The sequence below is a fragment of the Bradyrhizobium sp. genome (assembly GCF_016462955.1).
Taxonomy (GTDB): domain Bacteria; phylum Pseudomonadota; class Alphaproteobacteria; order Rhizobiales; family Xanthobacteraceae; genus Bradyrhizobium.
Map to the genome: position 1 here is coordinate 1 of NZ_JAEMSD010000177.1, position 12,602 is coordinate 12,602.

15 protein-coding genes and 1 pseudogene are annotated in these 12,602 nt (G+C 63.1%); 6 read left to right on the forward strand and 10 right to left on the reverse strand.

Translation table 11 applies throughout. The features are described 5' to 3' along the window. The 3 genes from JHD07_RS18800 to xoxF5 form a co-directional block, all read right to left on the reverse strand. Positions 1-192 (reverse strand): alcohol dehydrogenase catalytic domain-containing protein (locus JHD07_RS18800; protein WP_291624646.1); only part of this gene is annotated, 192 nt, incomplete at its 3' end. Between the two features lie 61 nt (positions 193-253). After that, on the reverse strand, positions 254-739 hold the full coding sequence (locus tag JHD07_RS18805) for a c-type cytochrome, methanol metabolism-related (protein ID WP_291624659.1): 486 nt from the start codon (positions 737-739) through the stop codon (positions 254-256). A 117-nt stretch (positions 740-856) separates the two neighbouring features. Then, positions 857-2,662 carry a lanthanide-dependent methanol dehydrogenase XoxF5 gene (xoxF5, locus tag JHD07_RS18810; RefSeq protein ID WP_291624647.1) on the reverse strand — a complete coding sequence of 602 codons (1,806 nt, stop codon included), beginning with the start codon at positions 2,660-2,662 and terminating at the stop codon, positions 857-859. A gap of 510 nt (positions 2,663-3,172) precedes the next feature. Between xoxF5 and JHD07_RS18815 the strand changes: the two genes are divergently transcribed. Continuing rightward, positions 3,173-4,141, forward strand: a complete 969-nt coding sequence (locus tag JHD07_RS18815; RefSeq protein WP_291624648.1) for a helix-turn-helix domain-containing protein — start codon at positions 3,173-3,175, stop codon at positions 4,139-4,141. A 37-nt stretch (positions 4,142-4,178) separates the two neighbouring features. Here JHD07_RS18815 and JHD07_RS18820 read toward each other — a convergent pair whose 3' ends face one another. The 5 genes from JHD07_RS18820 to JHD07_RS18840 all read right to left on the reverse strand — a co-directional run bounded on the left by JHD07_RS18820 (position 4,179) and on the right by JHD07_RS18840 (position 9,004). Next, entirely contained in the window at positions 4,179-4,604 is a 426-nt protein-coding gene (locus JHD07_RS18820; protein ID WP_291624649.1) for a hypothetical protein, read from the reverse strand. A 123-nt stretch (positions 4,605-4,727) separates the two neighbouring features. Further along, positions 4,728-5,729 (reverse strand): tripartite tricarboxylate transporter substrate binding protein, encoded by a 1,002-nt coding sequence (locus tag JHD07_RS18825; RefSeq protein WP_291624650.1) that lies wholly within the window; start codon positions 5,727-5,729, stop codon positions 4,728-4,730. Positions 5,730-6,042: 313 nt separating this feature from the next. Next, the gene (locus JHD07_RS18830) at positions 6,043-6,978 is read right to left on the reverse strand and encodes a transporter substrate-binding domain-containing protein (RefSeq protein ID WP_291624651.1); all 936 of its coding nucleotides are present in this window, start codon (positions 6,976-6,978) and stop codon (positions 6,043-6,045) included. Next, positions 6,975-7,328, reverse strand: coding sequence for a cytochrome c (locus tag JHD07_RS18835; protein WP_291624652.1), 354 nt, complete (start codon positions 7,326-7,328; stop codon positions 6,975-6,977). The genes JHD07_RS18830 and JHD07_RS18835 overlap by 4 nt, the downstream gene beginning before the upstream one ends. Positions 7,329-7,339: 11 nt before the next feature. Beyond that, on the reverse strand, positions 7,340-9,004 hold the full coding sequence (locus JHD07_RS18840) for a methanol/ethanol family PQQ-dependent dehydrogenase (RefSeq protein ID WP_291624653.1): 1,665 nt from the start codon (positions 9,002-9,004) through the stop codon (positions 7,340-7,342). Positions 9,005-9,327: 323 nt separating this feature from the next. On the opposite strand from JHD07_RS18840, the gene JHD07_RS18845 reads away from it, so the two are divergent. The 5 genes from JHD07_RS18845 (at position 9,328) to JHD07_RS18865 (ending at position 11,843) form a co-directional block, all read left to right on the forward strand. Continuing rightward, positions 9,328-9,720: a calcium-binding protein gene (locus JHD07_RS18845; RefSeq protein ID WP_291624654.1), complete on the forward strand. Its 393-nt coding sequence runs from the start codon at positions 9,328-9,330 to the stop codon at positions 9,718-9,720. Between the two features lie 120 nt (positions 9,721-9,840). Further along, positions 9,841-10,164, forward strand: a complete 324-nt coding sequence (locus JHD07_RS18850; RefSeq protein WP_291624655.1) for a hypothetical protein — start codon at positions 9,841-9,843, stop codon at positions 10,162-10,164. Between the two features lie 215 nt (positions 10,165-10,379). Next, positions 10,380-10,460, forward strand: coding sequence for a pyrroloquinoline quinone precursor peptide PqqA (gene pqqA, locus JHD07_RS18855; RefSeq protein ID WP_008562446.1), 81 nt, complete (start codon positions 10,380-10,382; stop codon positions 10,458-10,460). A gap of 240 nt (positions 10,461-10,700) precedes the next feature. Next, positions 10,701-11,528: a hypothetical protein gene (locus JHD07_RS18860; protein WP_291624656.1), complete on the forward strand. Its 828-nt coding sequence runs from the start codon at positions 10,701-10,703 to the stop codon at positions 11,526-11,528. Positions 11,529-11,633: 105 nt separating this feature from the next. After that, positions 11,634-11,843: a hypothetical protein gene (locus tag JHD07_RS18865; protein WP_291624657.1), complete on the forward strand. Its 210-nt coding sequence runs from the start codon at positions 11,634-11,636 to the stop codon at positions 11,841-11,843. Between the two features lie 145 nt (positions 11,844-11,988). On the opposite strand, the gene JHD07_RS18870 is transcribed toward JHD07_RS18865, so the two are convergent. Continuing rightward, positions 11,989-12,342, reverse strand: a complete 354-nt coding sequence (locus JHD07_RS18870) for a hypothetical protein (RefSeq protein ID WP_291624658.1) — start codon at positions 12,340-12,342, stop codon at positions 11,989-11,991. Between the two features lie 46 nt (positions 12,343-12,388). Next, positions 12,389-12,602, reverse strand: a pseudogene (locus JHD07_RS18875) (ABC transporter ATP-binding protein); the annotation flags it as partial.

Here is a 12,602-nt window from a genome sequence, read left to right on the forward strand (position 1 = left end):
GCCCTCATGCCCCAGCACGCTCGGAAAAATGCCCTCGCTGTCGAAGCCGTCGAGCGTGTAAGCGTCGGTGTGGCAGATGCCCGTCGCCTTGATCTCGACTAGGACCTCGCCGGCCTTGGGTCCCTCCAGATCGACCTCGACGATCTCGAGCGGCTTCTTGGCTTCGAAAGCGACGGCGGCACGTGTCTTCATCTGTAGCTCCTCAAATTCTCATAGGACACCCAAGACGTAGTCTCGGCAGTCCTCGTAACGTTCATTTGTTGCCCATGCAGGCGTCTTCCGCCTTCTTGTACGCATCCGTCTTCTCCTCCTTCTTGGCGGGACGCTGCCGGCCCCATGCTTCGGTGGAGCGGGCGCGCAGATAGACGTACAGATCGTCCATGTAGCAGGCCACGTTCGGATTGTCTCCGAAGGCCGGCATGACGTTCTCCTGCGCGGTCGAGATGTTCTTGCGACCGGAGGCGACCACGCCGAGGAAATCGCCATAGCTCATGGTCTTGACGGAATCCTTGAGCGCCGGCGCGTAGGTGGAGCCCATGCCATCCGGGCCATGGCAGACGTGGCAGTCGGAGTGATAGCGGCGGTAGCCGGAATAGGTGAACCAGTCCACGGTGCCGTCGGCCGAAATCTTGTAGGTCGGAATTCCTTCCTTATCGAGCCACTTCCCGTCCTCTTCCTTCTTCACGGCGGCGGGATCGCCGGGGCCATCCGCGACCGCAAGTCCCCCGGACACACTCACAATCGTGGCAGCAATGATGAAGCAGATTTTACGCAAGAGATTGTTTCCTCGGCAGGCGTTCGGTGGAGACGAGCCGGCGCGTGGAGTGATCCACGCGCCGGAGCGATGCTGAAGGGCCTAGTTCGGCAGCGAGAACACGGTCAGCGTGCCGCCGAGCGCCGTGTAGTTGCTGAGGGCCGCGTAGCCACCGACTGCGCCGAGACCTGCAGTCGGATCGGTCAGGCCTGCGGCGAGACCGATGCCGGCCCAGCCACCCACGCCGGAGAGAATGGCAATGTACTGCTTGCCATTGTTCTCATAGGTGGTGACGTTGCCGATGATGCCGGACGGAGTCTTGAACTTGTAGAGCTCCTTGCCCGACTTGGCATCGACCGCCTTCAGGTAGCCTTCGAGCGTGCCGTAGAACACCACGCCGCCTGCCGTCGCGAGCGCACCCGACCAGACCGAGAACTGCTCCTTGTTCGACCACACGATCTTGCCGGTCTTGTTGTCCCAGGCGATGAAGTTGCCCATGTGGGTTTCACCCGGAGGCGGATACATCGAGAGCGTCGCGCCCACATAGGGCTGGCCCGCGGTGTAGCTCACCTTGAACGGCTCGTAGTCCATGCAGACGTGGTTGGTCGGGACGTAGAACAGCTGCGTGTCCGGCGAGTAGGCTGCCGGCTGCTGGTCCTTGGTACCGAGGGCGGCCGGGCAGATGCCCTTCGTGTTCTTGTCCTCTCCGCCGTGCTCCGTCGAATATTGAGCGACGACCTTGGGACGACCGTAGGTCGGCGAGTTCTTGTCCATATCGACGCCGCTGGTCCAGTTCACCTTCGGGTCGTACTTCTCGGCGACCAGCAATTCGCCCGACTCGCGGTCCATGGTGTAGGCGAGACCGTTGCGGTCGAAGTGCGTCAGCAGCTTGCGGTTCTGACCGTTGATCTGCTGATCGGAGAGGATCATTTCGTTGACGCCGTCATAATCCCATTCGTCATGGGGCGTCATCTGGTAGACCCACTTCGCCATGCCGGTGTCGGCATCGCGCGCGAAGATCGTCATCGACCACTTGTTGTCGCCGGGCCGCTGCTTCGGGTTCCAGGTCGAGGGATTGCCCGATCCGTAATAGACGAGGTTCAGAGCGGGATCGTAGGAGATCCAGCCCCAGGTGCAGCCGCCGCCGATCTTCCACTGATCGCCCTGCCAGGTCTTTAGCGACGAATCCGGCCCGACCGGCTTGCCGAGCGACATCGTCTTGACGGGATCGACCTTGATCTGGTCGTCCGGACCTTCCGAAAAGGCGCGCCAGGCCTGCTTGCCCGTCTTGAGGTCATATGCGGTGAGATGGCACTGCACGCCGAACTCGCCGCCGGAGATGCCGACCATGACCTTGTCCTTGACCACCAGGGCCGACGAAGTCCCGGTCTCGCCCTTTGCCGGATTACCGTTGGCGGCCGACCATGCGACCTGACCGGTTTTGGCGTCGAGCGCAACGAGGGTGGTGTCGGCCTGATGCAGGATGATCTTGCCGTCGCCGTAGGCTAGGCCGCGATTGACGGTGTCGCAGCACATCACCGGAATAACGTTCGGATCCTGCTTCGGCTCGTACTTCCAGACGATCTTGTTCTCCTGCGAAAGGTCCATCGCATAGACCTTGTTCGGGAACGGCGTGTGGACGTACATCATGTTGCCGATGATCAGCGGGCCGCCCTCATGGCCGCGCAGCACGCCGGTCGAGAACGTCCAGGCGACCTGGAGCTTGCCGACGTTTTGGGCGTTGATCTGGTTCAGCTTGGAGTAGCGGGTGTTGGCGTAGTCGCCCGCCGGCATCACCCAGTCCTTCGGGTTCTGCGACATCTTGATCAGCTCGTCGTTGGCTGAGGCGCTGCCGACGGCGAGAGCCGCCGCGGAGCCGATATAGGTCGCCAGTAGCACCTTGCGCATAGTCATTCCTCCGTTGGTCGCGTTTATTGTTTCCGAAGCATTGTTCAATCGCCGGGCTTCTCGTCCGGCGTCTGCTCGCAGGCGGTCACGGTTGGGACCAGAAACGATGCTGTTCTGTTTCCTCCTCCTGATAATATCCACGGGTCCACGCGCGGGAGCGGCCCGTTCTTATTGTTCCTGCCACAATCCCTATCGGCTTCGTCATCGGGAAACTTGCCCAAGAGGGAAGCGGGTTTGCTCGACAGCGCACGAAGGCGAAGATTTTGTTTTGCAGTAGCGAATTCAGCGGCTTCCGCACGCGCTTGGCCGCGCCTTTCGCGCTCAGGTTCCCCTTGACGGCGTTGCAACTAAGGCGGAGGATTAACCTTCAAGGGTGGCAATGGCACGATGGCGCTCGTGCCAAGAGACCGCTCAAATTCGAGGTAAACGTCACGCAATTACGGCTGAGGGCTCCGGCAGCGCTGGTCGCGATTCGCGTCGAATCTCCGGATCAAACCAGTGGCGGGATTCATGTCCGACACCATTCACACGCTCTCGACGACCGGCATGACGCCGAAGCGCCAGATCCAGAGCTGGATCGACGGGCTGACGAGCCTGTGTGGGCATTTCGACGTCGATCCGCTGGAGGCGTCCTCGCTCGAGGGCCGCATCGACTACACGAGCGTCTCGCGGCTGAAGCTCTGCCAGATCGAGGTGAGCCAGCATCGTATCGCGCACACGCTGGCGCGCGCCAAGGCCAATGAGCACCCCTACATCAAGATTCACTTCCAGACCTACGGCGTGTCTTATTTCGAACAAGAAGGCCGTCATATCGAAATCAACCCCGGCGATATCATCGCCTATGACGTCTCCTGCCCGCATTCGATCATCAGCCCGGCGTTCACGCGTCACGACGTGGTCATCGTGCCGAAGGCTCTGCTGCGCGACCGCGGGTTCCCCTCGCAGCGGATGCCCGCGTGCAAGCTGTCGGCCAAGACCGGCACCGGGCGGATCGCCCACGATTTCGTCCATGCGACCTTCGACGAGGCGGCGAAGCTATCGGCGAACAGCGCGATCGGCGTTGCCGATTCGCTGATTGATCTGCTGCTGCTGCCGCTACGTGAAGCCGACACGATGTTCGATCGTGTCGGGCCCGAAGCGATGTATGTGCGCGCGCAGTTCTTCATTCGCGAGCACCTGCGCGATCCGGATCTGTGCATCGACCAGATCTCGGCCGAGCTCGGCTGCTCCAAGCGCTATCTGCACATGCTGTTCTCGGAACGCGGCACCACGGTGAGCGACTATATCTGGCAGGCGCGCTTGCAGAACTGCCGCCAGGAGCTCGAGGCCCACGCCGGCAAGACCATCACCGACGTCGCATTCTCCTGGGGCTTCTCGAGCTCATCGCATTTCAGCCGGGTGTTCCGGAAGTATTTTGGCGTGGTGCCGTCTTCGATCCACAAGGCGCAGCACGGCGCGGCGAGCTCGGGCGAGCATTAGGCGTCTTGAGCGAACCGCTCGCGGCGTCGGCGAATGCTCACGCCGACGCTGCGATGTAGGGAATGCCGGCCACCAGAGCGACCAGCAGCACCGCGTTCCCCAGCTTCACGCTCCAGTGCAGCCGGCGCAACCGTCGTGCAGCATCTGCATCCCCGGCGTCCCCCGCGCTGAGCTGGTCGTCGACCCGTGGCATGAATTGTCGTCGTCCCCAAATCGCCAAGGCTGCGATCATGCCGACGCCAGCGGCAGCAAGGGGGCGACCGTCGAGGAGGAGAGCCGCCGTCCCAACGATGCCGACGACACGCATGACCAGAAAATGAGCGTTGAACATTCCGCGCAGCAATTGGGCGACGGGCTGGATGTCGAGCCTCACCAGAAGGAAGGCCGGCGACGCCAGGGTGAAATAGCTCATCGGAAACAGCAGGATGATCATAACGGCGACGGAAACGGGATCCGGTGTCATGGGTCGACCCTCCTAGTCCACAGGAGGGCACAATCATAACGGGAAAACACGCTCCCGACACTGGGCTTTGGTCGGACTTCGCGCCGCAGGGGAGCAACCGGCCTGTCCGGCCCCGCGTGGAGGTCAGGCCGGCTCGAGACCCAGCGATTTCGCGCTCTCGATCCAGATCGGCAGCTCGCGCTGGTACAGCGCATTGGTCTCCTTGAAGCCGATCGCAGGCTCGAGCACGAAGGTGGCGAGAACTTCCTTCACCTTGGGGTCGCTGTTGGCGGCGACGCAGAGCTCGGCGAGGCGGTCGACGACGGCTTGCGGCGTTGCCTTCGGCACGGCCCAGCCGGTGAATCCGCTCACGGTGAAGAATTTCGACGTCGCGCCCTGCTCGGGAAGGGTCTTGATCGCGGGGATCGCATCGACCTTCTTCGAATGCACGGCGAACACGGTGCCGCGGTCGCTTTGCAGCACCGATTGCGCGGCCGTGTAGCTGCCCATGGCGGCATCGAGGGTGCCTTCCAGCATTCCCGTCCACATCGGCGCCTCGCCGCGATAGTGCACCGGCTCGATGTTGAGGCCATACTGCTTGTTGAGCTCGTTGACCGTCATATGCGGGGCCGAGCCCGCGCTGTAGGTGCCGAAGTTCACCTTGCCGCTCTTGCGCGCGAAGGCGACGAAATCCTCCAGCGTCTTGACCCCGGTTTTCGGGTTGGCCACCAGCAGCAGGCCGGCGCCCGGAATCACGCTGACAAGGCTCAGATCCTTGTCCATGTCGTAGCCGGGATTCTTCATCACCACCCGGTTCATGATGTAGGTGGTCGAGATCGAGCACAGGATGGTGTGACCGTCCGGCTCGGCGCGGGCGACCTCCGCGGTGCCGATCGCGCCGGAGGCGCCGGGCTTGTTCTCGACGACGACGGTCTTGCCGACCTGCTTGGAGATGAATTCACCATAGGCGCGTGCGAGCAGGTCGGTCTGGCCGCCGGCGGGATAGCTGCAAATCATGCGAATCTGCCGCGCCGGCCAGGTGCCTTGCGATGCGCCTTGTGCGGAAGCGCCACGCGAGACGAAAGGCACGGCCAGTGCAGTGGTACCGGCGGCGATGAAGTGGCGGCGATCGAGCTTGGCGGACATGATTCTCTCCCAGAATTTCGCCGAACCTACTGCATCAGGCTGTCGCGGGGCATGCCCTGCAGGCGAGACAGATTGGCGCATTCGATCGGCTTTGCGCGGTGCCTGTTCGCGCCGATTTGCGGCAGTAGGCCTCACGCCTTCACCAAATGGCCGAATGAATGCCGCCAGTATACGACGTGAGACGCCGCTAGCCACATCCTCCGTCATTCCGGGATGCGTGCGCAGCTCGCAGGCCCGGAATCCATGGCGCCGCTTGCACTGCGGAGAGATGGATTCCGGGCTCTCCCTGGGGGAGCCCCGCAATGACGAAGCCTCACCGCTGAATGATTTTGGTCCAGACGTCGCCCAGAATCGCAGGCTCGCGCGGCGGCAGATAGGTGAGCCCCGCCTGCTTGCCGAATTCGGCGATCTTGCCCTCGGCGGCGAGCTCCGTCAGCGCCTTGTTGACGGCCCCGATCAGCGCGCCGTCGCTGGCGAGCCCGACGTAGCCGCGGTTGGCTCCGATCGGGTAATAATAGCCGGACGCCGTGATCGCCGTGTCGGGGTGCGCGGCGCGATGGGCGTCGAAGCGCGCAAGATCGATCAGGGTCGCGTCATGGTCGCCGCGCTCGATAGCGCCCAGAAGATCGTCGCGGCCGGGGACGAAGTGCGTAATATTGTTGATCAGGCGCCCCTTGTCGAAGGTCATCAGGATGGCATCGCCAAGCGATCCGCTGTCGATGACGAGCCGCAAGCCGGCGAGGTCGCCGATGTCGCCGATCTTGCGTCCGCGGACTTTCGGCCCCAGCACCACCGTCATCGGCGAATAGATGTAAGGCAGGCTTGGCGCGAGCACGCCGAGCGGGACGCGGCGCCGCCGGTCGTCGCGCGTGGCCCCGGCGAAATCCGGCAGGCGGGCCGTCTTCATGCCGGGCGCGACGAGCGAGTCCTGCGTCAGCGCGTAGCTGCCGACGAGTGAGCAGCGCCCGTCCGAGAGCAGCGCATTGGCCTCGAGTTGCGGGCTGGCATCCTCATCGAGCCGGCTCTCGAACCATTGGATCGCGAGTGGTCGTCGCAGGCGTTCGGCCACCGCGCGCGCCAGCAGCACGTCGAAGCCGGCATCCGGCTTGCCCTTTCGATGCACCGATAGCGGTGGCCGGTCCTCGTCGAGACAGACCTTGAGCGGATCCTCGGCCGCGGCCGCGTCCGGAAGAAGAAGTGCCGCCCCGAGGATTGCGGCAACGCTCCAGATGGAGAGGCATCGTCTCATGGCTTTCTCCGGCTGGAGACGAAGGCCCAGAGGTTTCCGATCTCGTCGTCGGAGAGGATGTCGCCCCAGGGCGGCATCTTGTTGTTCTTGCCGTTCTTCACCGTGCTGACGAAGCGCGTCTTGTCGTCGGGAATGGCGCGCAGGTCCGGCGTGATGGTGCCTGAGTTTATCAGATTGGGGCCGTGGCAGTGCGAGCATTTCGAGGCATAGGTCGACTTGCCATGGTCGATCTGCGCCTGCATGGAATTGCCGGCGGTGTTATCGGCACGACCGGCCGCCGCAAGCGCGACCGACAGCACCGTGACGGCGGCGGTCATCGCCGCCGTCCTGTGAGAGATCACTTTCAGCATCGTGCCTGTGGTTACTGCTTGACCGCAAAGACCCACAGCGAGCCGCCGGGCGGCACGTTGGCAAGACGTTCGTCGCCGGAGAACAGCGAGTAGACGCCGCCATAGCCGCTCGTCACGGCGACATATTGCACGCCGTCCTGCAGCCAGGTTACCGGCTGTCCCTCGATGCCGGACCCGGTCTGGAACTGCCAGAGCTTCTTGCCGGTGTCGGCGTCGAAGGCCTCGAACTCGCCGGTGAGTTGACCTGAGAACACGACACCGCCGGCGGTCGACAGCACGCCGGAGAAGCGCGGAATGTCGCTCGGGGATTCCCACTTGGTCTTGCCGGTCATGGGATCGATCGCCTTGAGGTGACCGCGCGGCCCGTCCCCGAACTCCCAGGGATCGGTCAGGTCCATGCCGAGATACCACTCACCCTGCTTGAAGGTGACGGGCTCGGCCTTGTACTTGCCGCCGAAATTGAGCGTGTTGGCATAGGCAAGGCCGGTCTGCGGATTGAACGACATCGGCTCCCAGTTCTTGCCGCCCAGAATGGACGGATAGACCGTGACCTTCTTGCCCTCGCGCGCGTCCTTGGACACGTCGGTCTCGATCGGACGCCCCGTTTTCATGTCGATGCCCGTTGCCCAGTTCACCTTCACATAAGGATTGGCCGCGAGCAGCTTTCCGTTGGTGCGGTCGAGCACGTAGAAGAAGCCGTTGCGGTTGGCGTTCATCAGCGTCTTGGTTGGCTTGCCCTCGATCGTCACGTCGGCAAGCACCATCTCGGCGACGGCGTCGTAGTCGAACGGATTGTTCGGCGAGAACTGGTAGTGCCACTTGATCTTGCCGGTCTTCGGATCCAGTGCCAGCACGGAGCAGGTGTAGAGATTGTCGCCGGGCCGAACCGCCGAATTGAACGGGCCGGGATTGCCGATACCCCAGTAGATCGTTTTCAGTTCGGGATCGTAGGAGCCCGTGATCCAGGTCGAGCCGCCGCCGAGCTTCCAGGTGTCGCCCTTCCAGGTGTCGCCGCCGGGCTCGTCCGGCGAGGGGATCGAATGGGTTCGCCAGAGATGCTTGCCCGTCGCCGGATCCCAGCCATCGATGAAGCCCCTTGTGCCGAACTCGGCGCCGGAGACGCCGGTGATGACGACGCCGTCGGCAACCAGCGGGGCCACCGTCATCGAATAGCCTTCCTTGATGTCGGCCGCCTTCTGCCGCCACAGCTCCTTGCCGTTCTTGGCGTCGATGGCAACCACATGGGCATCGAGCGTCGTCCGGAACAACTTGCCCTCGTGAATCGCGACACCGCGGTTGATGATGCCGCAGCAGACGATGCGCGGCGTCTCGGCCGGGTATTCGATCTTGCTCTTCCAGATCTGCTTGCCGGTCTTGGCGTCGACCGCCATCGTGGCGTTGTGCGAGGTCACGTAGATGACGCCCTGATAGACGATGGGCTGGGATTCCTGGCTACGATCGTCATTGAAACTGTAATTCCAGATCGGGACGAGGTTCTTGACCGTGTCCTTGTTGATCTGGTTCAGCGTCGAGAAACGCTGCAGGTGGTAACCCATCCCGTAATTGAGAACATTCGATGTGTCGGTCGCGCCCTTGAGCAGCTGCTCGGTGGTCTGTGCACTTGCACAAGTTGACGCAAGCACGACGAGGCTTGCGGCCATCGCAAAGCGTTTCATCCGTTCCTCCCAATATGCGCGCCTTTTGACGCTGCGAGTGCAACACTCCGCCCGAATGCAAAATGCGTCAATACGAAAGTCGTAAGTGCGATGCCGATATTGCTGGACGCCCGCGCCGGGTCACCTGACAGAAACCTTACGAGGTGCTCGCACTTGTGCGTAGACGCTGCAGAAATGCCGCGGTGCAAAGAAGGCCAGACGTGTCGGCATCATGCGAGTTGTGGTGCGCCCGGGTTGCAATTTTTTCCAACTTGAACTGTGGCTCGTTTGTGGACTTATGTCGTTCTCGACCTTTCCCGGATCGAGGCTCTCAGGAGGTTTGGATGATGTCGATTCACCCAGTCGCGCTTGCACTCATGATCGCAATGCTGTCCGGTCCCGCGCTCGCGGCATCCGGTAACGCCGTCAAGATGTTCGATACGGACAACGACGGCACGCTGGATCTTGCGGAGGTGAAGAAGGCTGCCAGCGCGATGTTCACCAAGCTGGATCCCGATCGCGATGGCACGCTGGATGCTCGCGAATTGCGCGGGCGGTTGTCGGCGAAGGAGCTTGCCGCTGCCAATCCGGATGGCGACGGGACCCTGTCGCTCGACGAATACCTGTCCGTGGTGGAGCAGCGCTTCAACGCGGCCAATCCGGACAAGGACGGGACGCTCGATGCGAGGGAGCTGAACGCGCGGGCAGGCCGCTCGCTGGTGCGGCTGCTGCGCTGAGCGCGCCCTGCCGGAGCGAATTCCCGACCACCAGCTCGGAACATCGCGCTGTTCGGTCTGTTCTTCTGGCGATGTCCTGCTCTGCGCCGGGGCAGCGCGGCGGGAGAAGAGGAGAAGCAGATGAACACCAAACGTTCTGTCCTTGCTGCCTGTGCGATCCTGACATTGAGCGCGGGCATCGCCGTCGCGGGCCCTTGCAACACCGGTAGCGCCAGCACCGACAAGGATGCCGGTTCCGGTCCGGTCACGGTCGGTTCGGCGCAGTCGCAGACTTCGTCCGGCGAAACGGGTCAGCATCCGCCGACCAGCACGATGAATCGGGCCAGTAGCGGCGCAGCCGCCTCGTCCGAGGATGCGCAGCGGCAAATGCAGAGCCAGCCGACCGCGGCGGAGCGGGCGGAAGGAGCCAAGCCCAGTACACAAACGGCGGGCAAGGACTGCTGACGGCGCGGCATCGTCATGTCGTTCGTATCGCGCGAGGCCGCGTCTCTCACGTCTGTGCTTGACCAAGAGGGAAGTGGCTTTGTCCGAGAGCGAAGTGCGGCCGCGAAGAATCGACACAGACGTGTTGGGCGATCGAATCCAGGCTTGAACTGCATTTGATGCAGCCCTAGGTTTTTCGCCGCGCGATGTCGCGCTCAAGACCTTGGGAGACCCGAATGGCTTGGAAAGCTCCGAAGATCGTGGAAGTGCCGGTCGGCATGGAAATCAACATGTACGCCTGCGCTTCGCGCAAGTAAGCCCTACGACCTGCCGCGGCTTCGATGGCGCTTCGCCATCGCAGCCGTGGCAGTGTCGGAAGCATCGCCTGCCGCCGTCGAGCCCCGCCACGCGATCGGTTTCAATCCCTCCATCAAAATCCCGGTCGCGTTGTCTAGCATTGTGTTACGCTGATCGCGGCCTGCGCCGCATGAGATGGCGCAGCCTGCGGGGCAGGGATGCGCATCGGGGCTCACAGATTCGGGGTGGCGCTTGCGTGCATGGCCGTGGTCGCGCCAGCGTGCGTCGACGCCGAGGAGAGCTTCGACACCGAGCACATCTTCGGCTTCATGATCGGCACCGATATAGGCAATGTCGGCGAGCGCGAATTCCAGACTCAGACCACGAGCCGCCTCGGAAATGGCGGGGCGGCCTTTCGCGCCCTCGAGCACGAGGTCGCGATCGAACTGGTGCCGCTGCCGAATCTCCGTGTCGAGGTCGGCGGCACCGCCAGCCTGCATGACATCACGGGGGTCCCAGATATCGGCGATCGCCGCCAGTTCAACTTCCAGGGCGCCTCGCTCGACCTGCGCTATCGCCTGCTCAGTCGCGAGCGCGCGCCGTTTGGCTTCACCATCGCTGCCGAACTGCACGGCGACCGCATCGGCGAAACCAGCGGTGCAAAGGGGCGGATGTACGGCACGGAGTTCACGCTCGCCTTCGACCGCGAGCTGATCCCGAATTTCGCCATCGGCGCGGTCAACCTGACCTATCAGCCGGAATGGGCGCGCTTCGAAGTCGGTGGGGCATCCGAGAAGAGCTCGACGGTTGGCGCGGCGTTTGCCGGCCTGGTGCGGGTGCGGCCGAACGTGCTGCTCGGCGGCGAGATGCGCTATTTCCGGCACTATGAGGGGATCGGTCTCGGCGAGTTCTCGGGCCAGGCCCTGTTTGTCGGCCCTACGGCTTATTTCCAGCTCTCCGAGCGCTCCCGGCTGACCATGAGCTGGAGCATGCAGGCCTGGGGTCGTCCGGCGGGCGCCGGTGGCAATCTCGACCTCGTCAATTTTGAACGGCATCACGCGCGCCTGATATTCGGAGTGAATTTCTAGCGAGCGCAGACAGTTCCCGCTCCCTTGCGGCCGTTTGAAACTTCCCCCTCCACGGAGCGTAGCTCCCTGTGCTAATCTCCATCGCCCTTGCGAGAGGATCCCGGGATGAACCCGATTGACCTGGTGGTGACTGTATGTGCGGTGCTCTCGCCTGCGACCTGCGAAGAGCGGCATCTGGTGTTCCGCTATTCTGGGTCGCCCCGCCAATGCGCGATGGCCGCGCCACCTTATATTGCGCAATGGGTCGGCGAGCATCCGAAATGGCAGGCGGTGCGGTGGCGCTGCGAATATCCGCGCCCGAACGACAAGGCGTGAATGGCTCGCGCAATTCCTGATCCCTCATGGTGAGGAGCCGCGAAGCGGCGTCTCGAACCATATAGGCCCAGCTGCTCCAGCCAGGCCCTTCATCCTTCGAGACGCCTGCTTCGCAGGCTCCTCAGGATGAGGGAAAACCACCGCGCTACTTCGTGCAGTCCTTCAGATCCTTGTCGGCGATCGAGAACACCGCGTCCGCCTTGATCTCGATGTCGCGGACGATGCACTGCCGCGCATCGGGATAGCTGACCTTGGCATCGTAGCGGCCGGGCTCGACGCCGATGATGCGCAACCGCTCGTCGTGGTCGACCTCCTTGTCCTTGTCGTTCAAGCACTGGTTCGGCCCCCAGTCGGACTTCCCTGCAGGTGAGAGCTGGAAGCCGGAGATCGTTTCGCTCGTCAGGTTCCAGAGCCTGATACCCTTGCCTTTGGTCTGTGCGAACGCCGCGCCCGGCACCGCAATCAAGAGGACGCCGATCGCAATCAGCCTGCGCCGCATTGGTGAACCTCCCTGGACGATGTCCGGTCGAGTTGATCACGAGTTTTCATTTCGATTCAAGCTGCAAGGCCGCAAGCTCCGTTCGGATCCTGCCGATCTCGGCCTCGCTCCGCGCGGCGCGCGGGGTGGAGATCGACAGTTCCCGCACGATCCGTGCAGGGCGGGGCGACAGCAGGAACAGCCGATCGCCGAGGCGGATCGCATCTTCCAGGCTGTGGGTGACGAGCAGGGTCATCACCGGCCGGCGCGCGACGAGTGTT